Origin of the sequence: Sunxiuqinia elliptica (assembly GCF_900113005.1) — a bacterium.
GTDB classification, from domain to species: domain Bacteria; phylum Bacteroidota; class Bacteroidia; order Bacteroidales; family Prolixibacteraceae; genus Sunxiuqinia; species Sunxiuqinia elliptica.
The window spans coordinates 1-19,014 of record NZ_FONW01000002.1 but is presented as its reverse complement, the minus strand read 5'-3'; the positions used below and the strand labels follow the sequence as shown (position 1 = coordinate 19,014).

Genomic DNA, 19,014 nt, shown 5'->3' with positions numbered 1-19,014 from the left:
AATTATGAACCTGAAAAAGAAAGAGAACCAGAACCAGTTCACCGGAAGTAACTTGGTTTTGGGTGTGCAATTTTTGTTTGTTGCTTTTGGAGCCACTGTGCTCGTGCCGCTTTTGGTGGGGATTGATCCTTCGATAGCCCTTTTTACGGCTGGGATCGGAACCCTACTTTTTCACTTGATTACGAAAGGAATGGTTCCCGTCTTTCTGGGAAGTAGCTTTGCATTCATTGCCCCAATTATTGAGGCGACTAAACTTTATGGCCTACCCGGAACACTTTCAGGGATTGTTGCTGTTGGTATTGTATATACCGTGGTTTCGGCCATCGTTAAATGGCGTGGAATCAAACTCATTGAACGCTTATTTCCAGCTACCGTTGTTGGACCAGTTATCATGATTATTGGGTTATCACTGGCCAGTGTTGCCGTTGATATGGCCAAGACTCACTGGGCAATTGCCATTATTAGTTTGGCAACAGCCGTTATTGTCGTCGTTTTTACCAAAGGTCTTATTAAGCTGATTCCCATCTTCATCGGAATTGTTGTTGGTTATATTTCTGGCTTGGTATTTGGTGTAATCGACTTCACCCCGATTAAAGAAGCTGCTTGGTTTAGTTTACCTGCTTTTACAATGCCCGAGTTTAGCTGGGGAGCCATCCTATACATGATCCCAGTTGCTGTTGCTCCGATCATCGAACACGTTGGTGACATGTATGCTATTGGAGGTGTTGCTCAAAAGAACTTCATTGAGAAACCAGGCTTGCACAGAACCTTATTGGGAGATGGTATCGCAACCGGTTTGGCAGGTTTAATGGGAGGTGTTCCTAACACTACTTATTCTGAAGTAACAGGAGCCGTTGCTTTAACAAAAGTGACCAACCCATTTGTTCTTCGTATCTCAGCTATTACCGCTATTGTTTTCTCTTTAATTGGTAAAATCAGCGGTATCCTGAAAACAATTCCACAAGCTGTTCTAGGCGGAATCATGCTTCTACTCTTTGGTCTTATTGCATCCGTAGGTATTAAGACATTGATTGATTCTAAAACCGACATGACTGAAATTCGAAATCAAGTGGTTGTTTCTATTGTCTTGACCATTGGTATTGGAGGAGCTGTTATTTCATGGGGTAATTTCTCGCTGGCAGGCATCGGGCTTGCAGCAGTCGTTGGAATTCTATTAAACCTGGTGTTACCTGGAAAAGCGAAAGAAGTTATTGTGAATGATTAAGTAGCGAAAAAAATAACAAAATAAAAAAGGCAGGAAAAACCTGCCTTTTTTATTCATCTATTGCTTCGATTATTCCATAGTAGCTAACCGACTGTTTTCGGTTGGAAGAAATGCTCATAGAAGCATAACCGCTCTCCCCCGCACTTATATATATCTTATACGAGTCTTTTGCGGTATCAACCTCAATCCGAAGAGCATATGATTTCTTTTTCTCATTGTACTTGACCTCATACAGCTTAGCTTCTTCCTTAAACTTGATTCCTCCTTCCGTGCTTCCGTAATCCGACTGGTAAGCTCTGCCATAAAATGGCAACCATGCTTCAACCAAGGAACTATCAACAACCAAGTCGTAGGTCGATGTCAAATTTATTGTTGATCCGCTCAAAGGGGTTACAGAACGTGCGGTAAACTTAAACTGCTTACCTTCAATCATCTCTTGTATGGCACTCTCTGTTGTATCTTGAGCATATCCCATGCTCAATGATAACATAATCATCAACATGAATAGCGTAAATTGTTTCATTTCTCAAGGCTTTAATTTCTAATCCGTAAACCTGTTAGCAAAATGAGTGCCAGACTTATCCGGCAACATTATTTTAACATTAAAGCTTACGAATATCCAAATTAAAGGTTAAGACACAATACTCCCCTTTACCCAAGAAACTCGGCTACAAGTACCAACTAAAAATTATAAATGGCTTATTTTTCTGCGTTTAGCACCGGGTTGGCATACATCTGCATGAACAACTCTTGCTGACGTTCTGGATCTCCTTCCCCAATGGTTTGCACCAAATCCTCCAGTAACTCTGAGAATTTTTCACGGGTTGCATCATCCACTTTATCGGCATGTTCTTCTTTACCGTTCAACAAGTCGGCTGCCAAGTAGTTATTCGGCCAAAGCTTGTAATTCCGGTAAATTCTTAAATCGATGTAGCTTGCCAACTGTTGAATGCTCTCGTTCACGGTCTCTGCTTTTGCAAATTCATCCAGTGGAGCATCAATTGGCTTTCCAAATGCGAAATGTACGCGTCCCTTCGGACGAGTCAATCCAAAAGCCATGCTCTTCATATCGTCAGCCTGAGTTTTCTCATACCCAGAGCACTCCCGTTTGTAGAGCTCCTCAACTTTTGAAATTCCGCAAGGTTCACGTTCGTATGAAATCGAGAGAGGGACAATTTGTAGTTCGCGAAAACCTTCTGCAAAATCCTTTGTATTGCTCAGGTTCAGCATTTTTAACAAAGCTTGCTGCGTTTGATCACAACCATCTTTTGTTCTACCTTCTCGCTGGGCAAGCCAAACAGAGCGATTCCGTTTAGTTACAGCTTCACGAATGTAGTTCGACAGTTTTTTCGATGCCAACAACAACTCACGCGCTGGCAGGTTGCGTTTAACCACGAATGCCCGATTCAACTTTACTGCGTGGAGAATCCAATCATAAATCAACAGGTTATTGCCAATGGCAACTTCCGTTGTATTCATCCCTGCATTGACTATGATGTAGTTCAAAATTGCAGAATCGAGAATAATATCCCGATGGTTTGAGATGAATAAATAACTTTTGGATAGATCCAAGTGCTCTAAACCACTCCAACTAATTCCGCTGGTCGTTTTATCAATAATCCAGTCTTTAATGAGAGTATACATGAAGCTTAATTGTAACTCTTCCACAGTCTGAATTTGAGCTAGCGCTTTTTGAGCTGCGAGACGTTGATTATCGTCTTTAAAGATAAATCGAAGGACTTCTTGGAAGACCTCATCCTTTAACAGTACATTAATGTAATGATTGACTTCATGGTCTTCATAAGGCCGAATATCGTCGTAGTTCATTTTCACCCCAATCCTTTAAGTTTCGCGGGCAAAGATATAAAATGCAAGTTAAAACTTGAATCTTAACTGAAATTTAACCTCTGTACGGCTATTGGCATCCAACTGACTATAACCAGTTCCAATCGTGTCAACACCAATAAACCAGCTCCTTGCGAGCTTCATCCAGAAGTCTATTTTTTCACATATTTTAACTTTTCCATTGAGGTAAAAACGCATGCCTTTTCCGTAAAAAGCAGGCACAGCAAACTGGTAGAGCAGATCATTCTCATAGGTGTAAATCCTGGAATCATAATCATCGGTATAAAAATAGGCTACTCTAAACCAAGCAGAACAATTGTTTGCTTTGCTTCGCCACCCAAAATCCTGAAATACCAGCCATCCTTTTGATTGCTCCTCGTGCTGATAATTGATCCACTCAAGTCGGCTCCTTAGAAGATACCGATCGGCAATTGCTCCACTCAAGTGTACTCTCCATTTCTCCCGTTGCTGTTCCAAATTAAACTGAAAATCTGCTCCTTTCGATTTCACAGGCTTTTCTTCATAAAAATACCTCCCGTAAATTTCCCACTCATCATTCAGCTGATAGTTGACTTGCAAAAGGTATTCTGCCCCCTTTGCCGGAGCCACTGTTGTGTATTTTATCCATTGATGCGAGAAAAGATCAGCATACAGCTTTACACTCACATTTGCCAAAGGTTCAACAGTTGCTCCCAGGTAGAGACCTTGCTCATCATTTAAGCGGCTGTTTTCAGTAAACCCACTTCCCAAAGGAGCATTGTACTTTTTGCCAATAGAACGATACAACAACGACAGTTCGAGTTCATCAGCCAATTGGCCTTCTACTCCCTGAATAAACGCGAATCCTTTGCTTCCAGACCAAGCTGCTTCCCCATAAAAATAATACCGGCTCACGCCCCATTGATAATTTGCTCCAACCGTTGTTAGTTGCCGTCCTTCAAATAGAAACCGGTTGTAGTCTGCTTCCCTACGGTCAAGCGCCAAGCCATATCGATTGTATACTCCAGTCACGCCCAAAGAGAACCGTTGAAACGTATAAGTCAGATTCGTTCCGATGGTTAAAGCACTCACCGAATTTTTATCTTCAATCTCGTTTGCTGTTCGGTGTAAGCCCGACGATTGGAAAGAGGTAAAAACAGTCTCTTCTGCTCGTTGCTCACGATTGGCATCAAATTTTTTATACGAAACAAATGGGCTCCACCCGAAATTCCCCCAATGAAATGCCGCGCCCAAGCCTCTCAGGTAGTTGTTTTCATCGGTTGAACTATACGTCCGAAGTCCCTGCCCAAATCGAGCAACCTGGTTGACTTCGGCCGATTTAGCAAGAGAAAATCCTTGCCAGGCCACCAAGCCCTGACCAAACCGGGCCAGATAATCGCCCAAGAACAATTGATGCTGATCGTCTTTCAGTCCAATTATTGCAAAAGCACTGTAATAGTCAAATCCTTCTGGGTTAGCTCCTGAAAAAAAAGACTCTCCAGCATCTTTCTCGGCAGTTAAACCTGCTCTCACCGTCGAAGAAGAGAACCGGTAGCGTAAATAGAGTTTCTCTGGAGAACCTTGGTACTTTCGAGGTTCTTTGTAGCCTTTTTGTAGTTCAATCTGCCTGATGGCCCGCAATAGAATTTCCTGTCGAGTTGGAAAAAAACGTTTGCTTGCTTCTGCCGATCCAAAAACAACAAAAAGCTGTAGCCAACCAATCAACTGACGAGTAAAACCATCAACCTGAGCTAACTCAAACGGAGTCAAAATCGGGCCATACTGCTGACGGTAGGTCAATAGGTGATCAATCTGCACCGGAGATAGAAAATACAATCGTTCCAAATCTGCCCGTTGACACTGATTAATATTCAAGGGAGCTTCCCTGAAGGCCTGAAGATCATCAAGCAATTGCTCAACATTAGCGTCTTCATTGTCTGCAACAATGGCTTCAATAACATCTTCCAACTTAGCGACCTGTTGCATGTCCGGTTGCTGTCCCCAAGATATTAGAGCCATAAACACACAACTGATATTTATAATGCAAGCTTTCATGGCCAGTTGTAGTACACTGAAAAAGATGGAGAATATCCCAAGTAACGATGATGAGCAAACGCGATATCAAACTGAAAATGCTTCACAGAATAGCCCAGCCCCATGGTAAATAAGGACAATTGCGAATCAATTCCCACCCGACACTGGAACTGTCTTTTCAGATTTAACTCAATGCCTGCACGAGCTCCAGTTACTTTTTCTTCCTGCTGGTATAGCTCCACCGCAAGCAATACCGCTTCGCCAAATGTTTGATGAACTCCAAGCCGGATAACCAATGGCTGGCTGTTCGTTAAATTTCCTTTAAAAAATTGAAGCTCGTTAGGATTAAAAAGTTGTGCGCCAACGATCACCCCATTTTTGAATGCGTATTGCACCCCAAAATCTGCCAATAAATAAGCTGGCCGTTCGTCATTTTCAACTAAAAAAATACTGAGGTAATGAAACTGAATTCCCGCGCGAAGCCTTGCCGACAGCTGCTTTGCAATTCCGACACTCCACTTATTTTCGTGGTAAGATTGATTGCCAAATTGAGAAAAAGAAGCACCAAACCAAGAACCCGCAAGAGGAAACACACCGAAGGCTGAGGCCGTTTGAAGGTCATTTAAGGAAAAACGACTTTCATAAGACAGGCCCAAACTAACTTTATCATGGCTAGAAAACCCGGCAGGATTGGAAAATATTGAAAGAGGAGATTGTAGGCTAACACTGGCATTTCCGAGTGCCTGAAAACGAGGAGGACTGTGAAAAGATTCTTGTGCCCTTATCGGCACAAACAAGAAAACTAGCAAACCGATTAACCATACTCTTAACATAGCAAAAGGGCGTATTAGATTCAATACCCCCCTTAAGCACCAAGCAGTTTCAAGTTACAACTTTTCAGTTAAACAAAAAACTAGTTTGTTTTAAACTTGAATTTTATCTCAGAAAGATCCTTGTTGGCTTTTACAATCTTCTCTTTCAATTCTTCTTTGAAAGAAACGAATTTGGCCATCAAATCCGGATTTCCCAATGCCATCATTTGTACCGCCAAAATACCAGCGTTACGAGCTCCATTAATTGCCACGGTAGCAACAGGAATTCCCGGAGGCATCTGCAAAATTGCCAGCATGGAATCCCAGCCATCCAGACTAGCCCGAATTGGAACCCCAATTACAGGCAGTGGTGTCATCGCAGCAATGACGCCTGGCAAATGAGCAGCCATTCCAGCACCAGCAATAATCACTTGAATTCCGCGATCTTTAGCCCCTTTTGCAAACTTCTCAACCTCTTCAGGCGTACGGTGTGCCGACAATGCGTTAATCTCAAATGGAATTTCAAATTCATCCAAAATTTTAGCAGCTCCTTCCATGACACTCAAATCTGAGGTACTCCCCATGATGATACTTACTTTAGCTTCCATCTTTTCAATTAATTTTTGTTTCTTTGTACTTTTTAAAATTCTGAGCTAAAATAATTGAAAATAAACAGATTTGAAACTCATCTTTCCATTAACAAAAAAACCATCACAATGAGTAACGTAAAAATCTTAGACAAAGAATTCGAGTTGTTTATTCCATACGAGAAAATTCGGTCAGTTATCGAAACAATGGCTGAAAAAATGAATGAAGATTTGAAGGGCAAGAATCCACTGTTTCTGTGTGTTTTAAACGGGTCATTCATGTTTGCTGCCGAAATTTTCAAGCGAATTACGTTACTCGATGCAGAAATCTCATTCGTTAAACTGGCTTCGTACACAGGCACAAACACCACTGGCCAAGTAAAAGAATTAATTGGCTTAAATGAAAGTTTGGAAAACCGTACGGTTGTCGTTTTAGAGGATATCGTTGACACGGGGATTACCATTGATAATACCATCAAACAAATTGAAGCAAAAAATCCGGCTCAAGTACAAGTTGCAACCCTGCTGTTAAAACCGGATGCTTTAGTAAAAGAAGTTGAACTGGATTATGTTGGCCTTGAAATCCCCAACGATTTCATTGTCGGTTACGGGCTTGATTATGACGGAAGAGGACGCAACCTGATTGATATTTTCAAGGTTGTAGAATAACAATCGACAAATACTAAAAACCAAAATTCAATAGTTAAATGTTAAATCTAATTCTATTTGGGCCTCCTGGAGCAGGAAAAGGTACCCAGGCTGAATTTCTGATTAAAAGTTTTGGGTTGATTCACCTGTCAACCGGAGACTTATTACGTGGCGAGATTGCTGCAGAAACTCCGCTGGGCCTGGAGGCTAAAAAATTCATGGACAAAGGAGAGTTGGTTCCTGATGAAGTGGTTATTGGGATGATCAACAATAAACTTGCTCAAAATACTGAAGCAAACGGATTCATTTTTGACGGATTTCCACGGACCGTAGCACAAGCAAAAGCGCTTGATCAGCTATTGGAAGAAAAGCAAACACCAATTAACGGCATGCTGTGTCTGGAAGTTGACAAGCAAGAGTTAATTGACCGCTTACTGAACCGAGGCAAAACCTCTGGCCGCTCTGACGATCAGGATCAGTCAATCATTGAAAACAGGATTACTGTTTACCATGAAAAAACTTCTCCTCTTAAGGAGTACTATGCCGCTCAAGACAAACATTTCGACATCAACGGAATGGGAACCATTGATGAGATTGCTGCTCGTTTACAAAAAACAGTTAGCTCATTCTAAGCGGATACACACAATATTATAAGACGAATGTAGTTAATGCATTCGTCTTTTTTTGCTTATTTTGCACCATAAGATCATTACAATCATGGCTGAAAACAACTTTGTTGACTACGTAAAAATATTCTGCCGGTCAGGAAATGGCGGACAGGGATCAACTCACCTTCGTCGGGAAAAATTTGTTCCCAAAGGAGGACCAGACGGAGGAGATGGCGGACGTGGAGGTCATGTCATTGTAAAAGGCAATGCGCAAATGTGGACCTTACTTCACTTGCGCTATAAGAAACACATTTTTGCAGGCCACGGCGCATCTGGCAGTGGGCATGGTAGTTTTGGAGCCGATGGTGAAGATATCACCATTGAAGTTCCTTTAGGAACAGTTGCCAAAGATGGCGAAACCGGAGAATTCCTATTTGAAATTACCCGCGATGGCGAAACCCAATACCTGGCTAAAGGAGGCCGCGGAGGTTTAGGAAACATGCACTTCAAATCTGCAACCAACCAAACCCCTCGGTATGCTCAACCCGGAGAAGATGGCGAAGAAGGCTGGAAAATTTTGGAACTTAAGATTTTGGCCGATGTTGGTCTGGTCGGATTTCCAAGTGCCGGGAAGTCAACCTTACTATCAGTTGTTTCGGCAGCAAAACCAAAAATTGCCGATTACCCGTTTACCACTTTAGTTCCTAATTTAGGAATTGTTTCGTACCGTGACCAGCAGTCATTTGTGATGGCCGATATTCCTGGAATTATTGAGGGTGCCCATCAAGGGAAAGGGTTAGGGCTACGGTTTTTGAGACATATTGAGCGTAACTCCATGCTTTTATTTATGGTCCCTGCTGATAGTGAAGACCACCGAAAAGAATATGGTATTCTTTTAAATGAACTTGAAAAATATAACCCTGAGTTGCTGGATAAAGACCGCTACCTGGTCATCAGTAAATCCGACTTTTTAGATGAGGAGCTTCAAGAAGAAATTAGTGCCGAACTAAAAGACATTCCGCACAGTTTCATCTCAGCGGTTGCCAACCAGGGTATTTTACAATTGAAAGATAAAATCTGGCAAATCCTAAATCCTTCATGATCGCTCTTATTCAATCCATAAAACAAATCGATCAGTCTATTTTCCTTTTTTTTAATGGTATGCACAATCCGTTTTGGGATGTTGTTATGCCCTTATTCACCCAAACGGCAACCTGGTCTATTTTTTACCTGACACTGCTATATTTTATCATTCGTAAATACCGAATGAAAGCAATAGCTGCTCTTGTTTTACTAGCATTGTCGATTGTTATCGCCGATCAATTTTCGGTATTTGTTAAAGAAACCGTCCAGCGACTTCGCCCCACGCACGATCCCGATATTCAACATTTGGTACACAATGTATACCGGAAAGGTGGGCTCTATGGTTATTTTTCATCCCATGCAACCAACACCTTTGCCGTTGCAGCTTTCACTGCCCGCTTGTTTAAGAATACTCGTTTCCAGCTACTCATTTATTTCTGGGCTGCCTTGGTTAGCTACACCCGCATCTATCTGGGAGTACACTACCCTTTTGATGTCTTAACCGGTGCGCTGGTTGGTCTGCTTATTGGACAGCTGATGTATCGCCTGTTCTTAATTATCGAAAACCGATTTTTACTGCTAAAACTTCCGAAACTTGCTGAAACAAGCTTAAGCAATCAAGAAACTTTTAGCCTGTTTATGGTTTTTCTAATTTTTACAGCGACCGTTCTTTTAGTTGCAAACCAACTCCTCCACGCCCAACTTATTTAAACCATGAATCAGGAACTTAGACAGGAATACACCAAATTTCTTCACCACGATCAAAAAAAACTTGCTTCTGTAAAAAAGAAAATCCGCCAACTCGCTTTATTCAGGCTATTGGCATTTCTGGGTATTCCTCTGTCACTGATTTATCTTCCTAAGATTTCGCCCTTATTGGCCTATGCTGTTGCCATTGGCTGTACTGTTATTTTCTTCTACTGGATCAAAGTCTTTCTGAAACAAGAAAAAGCGAAATGGTTGTACACCAACCTGATTGCCATCAACGAAAAAGAGCTGCAAGCACTCGATGAAGAATACAGCCAGTTTGAAAATGGAGCTGAATTTACAGACCCACACCATCATTACACATACGACTTGGACATCTTTGGCGAAGGATCACTTTTCCAGTTCATCAACCGCACGGTTACTCAGCTGGGGAAAAAACAACTGGCTCAAGATTTGGAACAAGCGAATTCGTCTACCTCCAGCTTAAAAATCAGGCAAGAAGGATTGCTTGAGTTAGCCAAATATACTCGCTGGCGACAGTTCTATGCTGCCAAAGGCCATGTTCGCGATGAGCAAGACCTCAAACTTCTGGAGCAAATCACCCAGAAAATTCACATTAAACAACCCAAGCAACTCGGCCGGCTGTTAGTAATCCTCCCGATCATTACTCTGTTATCCTTTGCTACATATGCTTTCTTTGGTTTACCCTGGATTCTTTTTCTACTTTCGGTCGTTATCAATATTGTTACTTTGGCTTCGTACCGAAAAACAATTCAGGATTTTTATAACTTGTTTGGCAGTCAATCCAAATTGTTGGGCAACTACCAGGAATTATTGCTTCTGATTGAAGAAAAAACATTTGAGACCCAGCTCTTGAAAGAGCATCAAAGCAAACTATTTTCCGAACAACATGAGACAGCCAGTAAAGTCTTAAGAAGACTCACAAAAACCATGGCTAGTTTTGACTACAGGCAAAATATTTTGGTTGGATTCATTTTAAACAGCCTTGCCCTTTGGGACTTGCGTTGCTGCGTTCAGTTGTATGATTGGCAAAACAAACATAAGGATGATGTCAAGCGCTGGTTTAAAACCATCGCCCATTTCGACGCTCTGTCAAGCTGGGCCAACCTGAATCACAACCACCCGGAATGGACACTTCCGAAATTTGAAGATGGCGAATTTCACTTAACTGCCAACAACTTAAAACACCCACTGATTAAGGCTGCAAAATGCATCGGAAATGATTTTAGGATGAACGGAGAAAGCCAGATTACCATCATCACCGGAGCAAATATGGCCGGGAAAAGTACCTTTCTGCGAACCATTGGTGTCAACATGCTATTGGCCATGAACGGATGCCGGGTTAACGCCAGCTGGGTCAGCATGAAACCCATTTCGCTTTTCACCAACATGCGAACCACGGATAACCTACAGAATGATGAATCGTACTTTTTTGCGGAGTTACAACGACTCAAGGCCATTCTAGATGAAATTAAAAGCGGCCAACCTGTTTTTGTAATTATTGATGAGATGCTGAAAGGAACCAATTCCGAAGACAAACTCTCGGGCTCGATTAAGTTGATTGAACAATTACTTTCGCTAAAAGCAGTTGGAGTGGTTGCAACACACGACCTTAAATTGACGGAATTGCAAAACGACTATCCCAAACAGATCACCAATAAGTGTTTTGAAATTCAACTTACTGAAGAGGAACTGCTATTTGACTACAAACTGACAGATGGCGTTACGTCTACGATGAATGCCAATTTCTTAATGCGAAAAATGGGAATTATCGCTGCTAATTAACTTCTTAATTTCACAAAATAGTTTTCTTTCAGGTTAACAGACTGAAGCTTTTTACGTATTGTCTCTACAGAATCAAGCGAGTAACTTAATCGAATGATTTGGAGTAATAACAATACTTTAAATTGTATTGTCTGAATAATTGCAAAAAAACAGGCATCGCCAATATTTTAGTTATTTCGCGACTTCAAATAAACTTTCTGAACAGTTGCTCATGCATATCAAAGAAGAAATGATTAATAAGTTGTGTAAGTTGCTACTTGAGATTGGGGCACTCCTCATGTCCTCAGGTGCAAACTCATCACGTATTCGCATCACAATAACGCGAATAGCCAATAGCTACGGATACAATGCCGAACTGCTCATTACGCACCGAGCCTTAATGCTGACCTTATTTGACGAAGAAAAAGACTACTTCTTCAGCCGTTTAAAACGGACATCGCCGCACGGAGCAAATTTCAAAATGGTGAGTGGCATTAGCCGGATGAGCTGGAAAATTGTAGAAGAAAAATGGGATCTGAACCAAATTCAACAGGAACTTGAGCGTTTAAAGTCTCTGCCACACTATTCGCGCTTAACAACGCTTCTGATGGTTGGGCTTGCTGGAGCCTCGTTTTGCCGCTTGTTTGGAGGAAGTTATATCGATATGCTAATCGCATTTTCAGCAACTGTTGCTGGTTTATTTATCCGGCAGGAAGCAGTAAAGAAAGCATTCAATCCCTACCTGGCGATCTTTTTTGCTGCGCTAAGCTCATCGGTAATTGCCGGGGCAACTGTAAAACTTCAGCTAGGCACCCATCCCGATTTTGCCTTTGCCACTTCTGTACTGTACCTCATTCCCGGAATCCCTCTAATCAACTCACTTTCAGACTTACTGGACGGAAATTTGATGAATGGTATTGTCCGTGGCATGAATGGATTAATCATTGCACTATCCATTGCCGCTGGACTATTATGTGCAATCTTGATGTATAATATTTAAACTGATTTTCAAAAACAATACAACAATGGATTGGTTCGCCTTTTTTGAGAAATGGATCTGGCTCGGATTTGCAGCCGTTGGTTTTGCCATCTTATTTAATGTCCCCAAGCGTACCTTGTGGGTTATCTTTTTGATGGGCGCACTTGGAGGCGCTGCCAAGTTGCTCACCTTAAGTCTGGGAGGAGGAATTATTCTTGGCTCCTTTGCCGGTGCTCTTTTGGTTGGATTTCTAAGTATTGGCGCTGCGCATTTCAAACATTCACCCCCGTTTGTTTTTGCCATACCTGCAGTTATTCCCATGGTTCCCGGAGCTTTCGCCTATCGCATGATGCTGGGAATCATCCGACTGACCGAGCAGGTTGATCCCAACTCGTTTAATCAACTGTTAGACGATACCGTGACCAACGGCTTAAAAGCTTTTTTTGTATTGATGGCTCTCTCAGTAGGCGTTTCCGCACCAATGCTACTAACCCGACGAGAATCTGCCAAAGAGATGAAAGTTCCACTGAAGATCAATGAGCTAATAAAAAAATAATACGCTAAAAAAGGGGATGGCGAAATTTCGCGATCCCCTTTTCATCAACCAGAAAATAATTAAAGACTATGCGATGAGAGATTTGTTATTAGAAGTAGAAGATGTTTCCTTTGCTTCTTCTTGTAACTTTTGCTTTTAATATTTCGACGACGGTTCGTCTGTTCTCCGCATGTTCTTCTTCTGTACAATTCACTCCGTCTTCACATTTATTTACTAGCTGAGTCTCTCCAAATCCAACATGCTCAAGTCGGTCCGGATCGATTCCTTTACTAACAAGATACTGGAAAGCTGATTCAGACCGCTTGCGTGACAGTTCCATATTAAAGTCATCCGCACCACGTGAATCGGTATGCGATTCCAAACGAATCTGAAGGTCTGGATATTCTTCTAGCACTGAGACCAATCGATCCAGTTCCGCTGCTGCATCTGGCCGAATATTCCACTTAGCCAAATCATAATAAATATTTTTCAGTTCGATACGAGATCCTGCATCCAAACTATTCAGCTGAACTAAATAATCTACAGCTCCTGGTTTCATCCCCAGCGTATTGAACTCAACTTCGGTTCCAAAGAAATTATAAGCTGTTACATCAACTTTATAATCTTTGTCAGGTTCGATATAATGTGAGAACTGCCCCTGATAGTCCGCATAAATCGTATCAGCCTTACTTCCATCCGAAACAATTAGCATTGCATCCGGGATTGGAATGTTTCCTAAGATATCAACAACCTGGCCAGTCAACATAAACTCCGGATCGAGATAAACTTTTTGATTTTTCTCAACGAAATCGCCCTCGTTGGTCAAATCCAGATCAGCCACCTTATCCAGGTAATTATTTAACGAAGCAATTAAAGTATACTTCTTATCCACTTTCAATTTGACCGATATCTTTCCTGTTTCATCAGATTGCCCCGTTGCGGCAACTTTCCCGTCTTCGTCAATAATGTTCACATTGGTTCCTGTCAAGGCCCGCTTGGTATAATTCGAGAGTGTCACAACATTGAATCGATAATCCTCCATCTTCAGAAAGTAAATATCATCATCACCGGCTCCTCCCTCTCTGTTTGAAGAAAAATAGCCTGATCGCTGATTAGGATGAATGACTAATCCGAAATCATCAGCTGATGAATTAATCTGATCGCCAAAAGTTGACCGAGCACTGTAATCACGAATTGGAAAGTCAATAAAAAACAGGTCCAGACTTCCCACTCCTTCATGTCCATCAGAGGAAAACACCAAACTACCATCAATATTCAGGAACGGAAACATCTCTTTCCCGGCACTGTTTACTTTTGGTCCCAGGTTTACCGGATCTTCCCACTCTCCGTTTACTTTTGCAGAATAGTACAAGTCTGTCATTCCATATCCACCAGGCATATCACTTACAAAAATCAGTGTATCGCCGGTGGCGTTTATTGTTGGATGGGCAATGGAGTACTCGCTGCTGTTAAACGGATACTTTTCTTTGAACTGCCAAGTCAATGCTGTTTTTTCATAAACGACAATGCCCAATCGGATATTCCGCTTTTTAAAAACGATATTAAGTTCTTCCGGATTTTCCCAGTTTGACTGGGTTAAGAAAAGCTCTCCGGTTTTCTCACAAAATGTTAACGGCCCCTCGTGATATTGCGAAATCATTGTTGTTAACATTCTTCTTGGGGTAATAATATTTCCTATTTGATTCAGATCAGAAGAAAATAAATCGTAAAATGCTTTATTCTGATTCTTGGATTTTTTCCCAATATCATCTGTAAAAGAAGAAAAGATTAACTCATTCTCAATAATTGCCGGGCCAAAGTCACTGTATGGGGTATTAATATCCAAGGTATCAATTGACATCTTTACATCCTCAAACAGACTTTTTTGAGCCATACCACTTGTTGTGATCAAGATGAAGATAAACGCAAGTAAATATTTTGTTTTCATATCCTGTTTGATTTTGCAGATTAGAAGTAACGTGGTGATGTATAACGTGTCTTGACAAAATTCAATTCATAGGAAATCATCACCTCATGAATTCCATCGTTATAAGAACTAATATCTGATGTATTAAAGTCAATGGCATACCCCAAGCGCAATTTTCGATTGATAATAAACTGAGTATTGAATCCGAAAGAATCAGCTGTCCGATACATAGCTCCAATCCAAAACCGGTCAGCAAATAAGAAGCTTGCATTAATATCTGTAACGATTGGTGATCCCTTGATATAACGTGCATTGAATGATGGCTTAAATTTTACCACATCACTCAGGTTAACCACATAACCTCCAATCAGAGTAAAATGCCTTAGTTCATACCCTGTTGTATAGTTTGTAACATTATTGTCAAAATCGTTCTGTAGAATTTTGGGAATTGAGAATCCTGCATAAAAGCGGTCAGAATACATAAAAGCTCCAACTCCAAAATTAGGCATCAACTTTTTGTCAATCACTCCTTCAAAAGCAGGATCACTCCCACCACCTGGTATATACAAAGTATAATCATACAGGTTATTCTCGTAATTGGTAAAACCAGCTTTTAAACCTAAGCGAAGTGAAATATCATTCGTAATACTAAACCGGTAGGAATAATCGGTAAATACGGCAAAACGTTTTTCAAAACCAATATCATCACTCATCACCGAAAGCCCCAAGCCAACATTCTTTTTTCTCAACGGAGCTTGAATTGTAAGTGTATAGGTTTCGGGTCCTCCTTTAAACCCGACCCACTGATGACGCCCAAGAGCCATAATACCAATGCTTTCCCAAGTTCCTGTGTAAGCCGGATTGTATGCCTGAATATTAAACATATACTGACTATACATAGGATCCTGCTGTCCGAATGAAGTAGCAACTGAAGATACTAACAACAGTAAGCTTATCGCATATTTAGATATATTCTTAATCATCTTCATCTTAATTCATTTTACCGGTTTATGTATACAATGCCTTTATGGACAAATGAATTCTCCAATATCAACACGACGAAGTAAGTTCCTGTCGGAAGTATTTCGGAACCAGAAGTTCCTTTACTGTTAGCACGACCATCCCACCATGCATCAGGGTCTCCATACATGGTGATATTTCCATAGTTCTCTTTTGTATAAACCACTGCTCCCCAGCGATTATAAATTTCAATCTTAGCATTCGGATATTTATACATTCCTCGAATTCTGAAGTGGTCATTAATTCCATCTCCATTAGGAGAGAAAGCATCAGGAATGAGCAAATCGCAAGATTCTTCATCCAGGTAATTCGGAATGCCATTGTAGTTACAATCATCATTGGTTGGATCCCCATCTTCGTTCCAGTCTTCTTTGGATGCGGTTTGTAAACCGTCTCCATCATCATCTGTATCACGCCAATCAGGAATTCCATCTCCATCAGAATCTGCTAAAGGAACATTAGTCCCCATTGGGTTTTCAAGTCTTGTAATATCGTCTGAGGTATCATTGGAATTATCCAAGCCATCTCCATCTGCATCCAGTCCCATAAATTCATGGTCAGGTTGTCCGTCTTTATTCAAATCCTGTCCTTCAACAAAATCAGGGACCAAGTCATTATCACTATCCTCATCCAGGTAGTCTGGAATACCGTCGCTATCCGTATCCACCACACCGACTTGAATACCTCCAACATCAGGATCATAGGCATCATCCAGACCATCTCCATCGCTATCATTCCCCGTTGGAGCGACATAGGCTAGTTGACTGTCTTGTCCCTCTACACTATCTACTATTCCGTCATTATCTGAGTCGATATCTCTCCAATCCGGAACTTCATCTCCATCTGAGTTGCCCATTATAACATTAGAACCTAAGGCATTTGTAGCTGTACTAGATTTGTTATTGACCGTATCGTAGGCATCGTCCAAACCATCTCCGTCACTGTCAACGCCAGTTGCTATACTATCTGCAACGCCATCATGATTAGAATCATTTCCTTCAATTGCATCAATAATTCCGTCGTTATCTGAGTCAACATCTAAGTAATCACCTATACCATCTCCATCAGTATCTACAATTACAATCGGTGTTCCCCCATTGTCATTATCATAAGCATCATCCCAGCCATCTCCATCAGCGTCAGCTCCCGATGGAGCAACGTAATCTTCTGCATGCTGACTCTCCAGGTTATCTGGGATACCATCATTATCCGAATCAATATCCAAACTATCTGGCACGCCGTCATTATCCGTGTCAACTGCTTTATCACCTTCAACTATATCCAGGATGCCATCATTATCATCATCAATATCAAATACATTGGCAACACCATCATTATCAGAGTCCACATAAATGATCACTGTTGCTTCATCGCATAATGGAACCAATGCATTATCGCAAACCTGGTAAGTAAACGAATCTTGTTCAAAATATAATTGCTCAGGAGTATAACTAAACGAACCATCTGCATTAATAATTAATGTTCCATGCTGCACCGAAACGACAGGAGTTGTATTCAGCACTAGTTCATCTCCATCCGGATCATAATCATTCAATAGGATATTAGCAGCTGCCCCGTCTCGTCCAAACCAATCGTCAACAGCGACAGGTGGATGATTCACTTCAGATACATTAATGTATACTGTCGCCTGATCACATGCTGTTGGGCTTCCTTGATCACATGATCGATAAGTAAAATGGTCAGGTCCGATATAATCAGTATCAGGAGTATAGCTGAAGCCTCCATTGGCATTTAGCACCACATCTCCATGCAAGGCTTGCCCAATTAAAGAAACAGTTGTGCTATGTCCCTCCGGATCGTAGTCATTCCCCACAACATTTGCTGTTAGCGTATTATTAACCTTTGTGAAGAAGGCGTCGTCAACAGCCACTGTTGAATTATCATTGCTATTGCGATCAATAATTAAAATTACTTGTGCCGTATTACACTGAAGGGGCTCTCCATCATCACACACTTGATAGGTGAAAGAAATTTGACCTGAATAGTTGGTCTTTGGAGAATAAATGAATGAACCATCAGCATTTATTTGAATTGTTCCTTCTGAAGGTTGAGCAACTAAATTCGTATTCAATGTTAATGGATCTCCATCTGGATCGTAATCATTTTTAAGAACATTCCCAATTATAGAGGTATTCATTTTCCCGACATAAACATCCTCGTTTGCAACCGGAGGTTGGTTACTCATGGCATGATCACTAATAATCGTGATAAACACTTCGGCGGTACTTGTGCCTCCATGACCGTCTCGTAATTGATAGCTAAAGTGATCTTCTCCCAAATAGCCAGCTGTAGGACTATAAGTATAATCTCCATTAGAATTTAACACCACTGATCCATGTGAAGGATTTCCAGCAATTGCGACACTCAAACTATTTCCATCAATGTCATAATCATTGGTTAGCACATTGCCACCAACATTTATATCGACAAATGTATTGTTCAGGTCATCTACTGCTACAGGAGGATCATTCTGTGACCTAACGGTGATCGCTACGTTTGCTTCATCACACTGCTCATCTTCATCACATATCCGATAAGAAAAGAAATCGGTTCCAGCATAATTCTTATCCGGAGTATAGTTTATTCCTCCATTGCTTGTGATATTAACATTTCCATGCGCAGGCCCAGAAGTTATTGTCAAAGTGTTCAAATCAATATTATTATCACAATCCACATCATTTGCCACAACTGCAATTGTTGTAGGAGTATCTTCTGCTGTGATCGCTACATCATCAAAAGCCGATGGAATTGCATAAACAATAATCAGTTGTTCACACGTCTTACTATTCCCACCGTAATCTGTTACCATCCATTCTATAACTGTTTCTCCTCCTGGATAATCGCCACTTGCATCACTCGCACCGTTGATGTTATTCTCAATAGAAGCAATTCCACAATTATCATTTACCTCAGGCACAGGAACCTCAATATAACTAGTACAAGAAGCATTTGACTGTATCGTTTTCTCAATTGTGTTACCACAGGTGATTGTCGGTGCTTCATCATCGGTAACCGTTACATCAAAACTGCAGGTTAAACTGATATTTCCTGCTGCATCTGTAGCCGCGTAAGTCACCGCTGTTGTACCCACTGCAAACGTGCTGCCAGGAGTGTGGGACTTACTCCAGACCAGTGAACCCGGAGCAGTACAGTTATCCAAAGCCGTAGGCTCTATCCAGCTCACAACCGCAGAACACTCGCCTGCATCATTGCTCTGG

Annotated in this window: 16 protein-coding genes; 8 read left to right on the top strand and 8 right to left on the bottom strand. The window is 41.3% G+C overall.

Annotated elements, in window-relative coordinates; all coding sequences use genetic code 11:
- Positions 1–4 precede the first annotated feature (4 nt).
- Positions 5–1,225, top strand: coding sequence for a uracil-xanthine permease family protein (locus tag BM156_RS04775; protein WP_093918710.1), 1,221 nt, complete (start codon positions 5–7; stop codon positions 1,223–1,225).
- Positions 1,226–1,274: 49 nt separating this feature from the next.
- On the opposite strand, the gene BM156_RS04770 is transcribed toward BM156_RS04775, so the two are convergent.
- The 5 genes from BM156_RS04770 to purE all read right to left on the bottom strand — a co-directional run bounded on the left by BM156_RS04770 (position 1,275) and on the right by purE (position 6,512).
- On the bottom strand, positions 1,275–1,748 hold the full coding sequence (locus BM156_RS04770) for a DUF4251 domain-containing protein (RefSeq protein WP_093918709.1): 474 nt from the start codon (positions 1,746–1,748) through the stop codon (positions 1,275–1,277).
- A gap of 176 nt (positions 1,749–1,924) precedes the next feature.
- Positions 1,925–3,052: a lysophospholipid acyltransferase family protein gene (locus BM156_RS04765; RefSeq protein WP_093918708.1), complete on the bottom strand. Its 1,128-nt coding sequence runs from the start codon at positions 3,050–3,052 to the stop codon at positions 1,925–1,927.
- Positions 3,053–3,100: 48 nt separating this feature from the next.
- Positions 3,101–5,068 carry a helix-hairpin-helix domain-containing protein gene (locus BM156_RS04760; RefSeq protein ID WP_170846865.1) on the bottom strand — a complete coding sequence of 656 codons (1,968 nt, stop codon included), beginning with the start codon at positions 5,066–5,068 and terminating at the stop codon, positions 3,101–3,103.
- Between the two features lie 32 nt (positions 5,069–5,100).
- Positions 5,101–5,916, bottom strand: coding sequence for a PorV/PorQ family protein (locus BM156_RS04755; RefSeq protein WP_093918706.1), 816 nt, complete (start codon positions 5,914–5,916; stop codon positions 5,101–5,103).
- Positions 5,917–5,996: 80 nt separating this feature from the next.
- Positions 5,997–6,512 (bottom strand): 5-(carboxyamino)imidazole ribonucleotide mutase, encoded by a 516-nt coding sequence (purE, locus tag BM156_RS04750; RefSeq protein WP_399165451.1) that lies wholly within the window; start codon positions 6,510–6,512, stop codon positions 5,997–5,999.
- A 99-nt stretch (positions 6,513–6,611) separates the two neighbouring features.
- On the opposite strand from purE, the gene hpt reads away from it, so the two are divergent.
- The 7 genes from hpt (at position 6,612) to BM156_RS04715 (ending at position 12,849) form a co-directional block, all read left to right on the top strand.
- The gene (gene hpt / locus BM156_RS04745; RefSeq protein ID WP_093918704.1) at positions 6,612–7,151 is read left to right on the top strand and encodes a hypoxanthine phosphoribosyltransferase; all 540 of its coding nucleotides are present in this window, start codon (positions 6,612–6,614) and stop codon (positions 7,149–7,151) included.
- 38 nt (positions 7,152–7,189) lie between these two features.
- The gene (locus BM156_RS04740; protein ID WP_093918703.1) at positions 7,190–7,762 is read left to right on the top strand and encodes an adenylate kinase; all 573 of its coding nucleotides are present in this window, start codon (positions 7,190–7,192) and stop codon (positions 7,760–7,762) included.
- A gap of 85 nt (positions 7,763–7,847) precedes the next feature.
- Positions 7,848–8,840 (top strand): GTPase ObgE, encoded by a 993-nt coding sequence (gene obgE / locus BM156_RS04735; protein ID WP_093918702.1) that lies wholly within the window; start codon positions 7,848–7,850, stop codon positions 8,838–8,840.
- Positions 8,837–9,532, top strand: a complete 696-nt coding sequence (locus BM156_RS04730; protein WP_093918701.1) for a phosphatase PAP2 family protein — start codon at positions 8,837–8,839, stop codon at positions 9,530–9,532. Before obgE ends, BM156_RS04730 begins: the two co-directional genes overlap by 4 nt.
- Before the next feature lie 3 nt (positions 9,533–9,535).
- Positions 9,536–11,335 (top strand): MutS-related protein, encoded by a 1,800-nt coding sequence (locus BM156_RS04725; protein WP_093918700.1) that lies wholly within the window; start codon positions 9,536–9,538, stop codon positions 11,333–11,335.
- Positions 11,336–11,546: 211 nt separating this feature from the next.
- The gene (locus tag BM156_RS04720) at positions 11,547–12,314 is read left to right on the top strand and encodes a threonine/serine exporter family protein (RefSeq protein ID WP_212733418.1); all 768 of its coding nucleotides are present in this window, start codon (positions 11,547–11,549) and stop codon (positions 12,312–12,314) included.
- Positions 12,315–12,339: 25 nt separating this feature from the next.
- Complete coding sequence (locus BM156_RS04715; protein WP_093918699.1) at positions 12,340–12,849, top strand: threonine/serine exporter family protein; 510 nt, start codon at positions 12,340–12,342, stop codon at positions 12,847–12,849.
- 88 nt (positions 12,850–12,937) lie between these two features.
- Here BM156_RS04715 and BM156_RS04710 read toward each other — a convergent pair whose 3' ends face one another.
- The 3 genes from BM156_RS04710 to BM156_RS04700 all read right to left on the bottom strand — a co-directional run.
- Entirely contained in the window at positions 12,938–14,776 is a 1,839-nt protein-coding gene (locus tag BM156_RS04710; RefSeq protein ID WP_093918698.1) for an OmpA family protein, read from the bottom strand.
- A gap of 20 nt (positions 14,777–14,796) precedes the next feature.
- Positions 14,797–15,744, bottom strand: coding sequence for a PorP/SprF family type IX secretion system membrane protein (locus BM156_RS04705; protein WP_093918697.1), 948 nt, complete (start codon positions 15,742–15,744; stop codon positions 14,797–14,799).
- A gap of 11 nt (positions 15,745–15,755) precedes the next feature.
- The coding region (locus BM156_RS04700; RefSeq protein WP_139218215.1) for an Ig-like domain-containing protein at positions 15,756–19,014 on the bottom strand (3,259 nt) is incomplete at its 5' end.

What these genes read in the sequence shown, in the direction of transcription:
- BM156_RS04775 (WP_093918710.1), top strand. Translation starts at nt 5, where the DNA reads ATGAACCTGAAAAAGAAAGAGAACCAGAACCAGTTCACCGGAAGTAAC.
- BM156_RS04770 (WP_093918709.1), bottom strand. Translation starts at nt 1,748, where the DNA reads ATGAAACAATTTACGCTATTCATGTTGATGATTATGTTATCATTGAGC.
- BM156_RS04765 (WP_093918708.1), bottom strand. Translation starts at nt 3,052, where the DNA reads ATGAACTACGACGATATTCGGCCTTATGAAGACCATGAAGTCAATCAT.
- BM156_RS04760 (WP_170846865.1), bottom strand. Translation starts at nt 5,068, where the DNA reads ATGGCTCTAATATCTTGGGGACAGCAACCGGACATGCAACAGGTCGCT.
- BM156_RS04755 (WP_093918706.1), bottom strand. Translation starts at nt 5,916, where the DNA reads ATGTTAAGAGTATGGTTAATCGGTTTGCTAGTTTTCTTGTTTGTGCCG.
- hpt (WP_093918704.1), top strand. Translation starts at nt 6,612, where the DNA reads ATGAGTAACGTAAAAATCTTAGACAAAGAATTCGAGTTGTTTATTCCA.
- BM156_RS04740 (WP_093918703.1), top strand. Translation starts at nt 7,190, where the DNA reads ATGTTAAATCTAATTCTATTTGGGCCTCCTGGAGCAGGAAAAGGTACC.
- obgE (WP_093918702.1), top strand. Translation starts at nt 7,848, where the DNA reads ATGGCTGAAAACAACTTTGTTGACTACGTAAAAATATTCTGCCGGTCA.
- BM156_RS04730 (WP_093918701.1), top strand. Translation starts at nt 8,837, where the DNA reads ATGATCGCTCTTATTCAATCCATAAAACAAATCGATCAGTCTATTTTC.
- BM156_RS04725 (WP_093918700.1), top strand. Translation starts at nt 9,536, where the DNA reads ATGAATCAGGAACTTAGACAGGAATACACCAAATTTCTTCACCACGAT.
- BM156_RS04720 (WP_212733418.1), top strand. Translation starts at nt 11,547, where the DNA reads ATGCATATCAAAGAAGAAATGATTAATAAGTTGTGTAAGTTGCTACTT.
- BM156_RS04715 (WP_093918699.1), top strand. Translation starts at nt 12,340, where the DNA reads ATGGATTGGTTCGCCTTTTTTGAGAAATGGATCTGGCTCGGATTTGCA.
- BM156_RS04710 (WP_093918698.1), bottom strand. Translation starts at nt 14,776, where the DNA reads ATGAAAACAAAATATTTACTTGCGTTTATCTTCATCTTGATCACAACA.
- BM156_RS04705 (WP_093918697.1), bottom strand. Translation starts at nt 15,744, where the DNA reads ATGAAGATGATTAAGAATATATCTAAATATGCGATAAGCTTACTGTTG.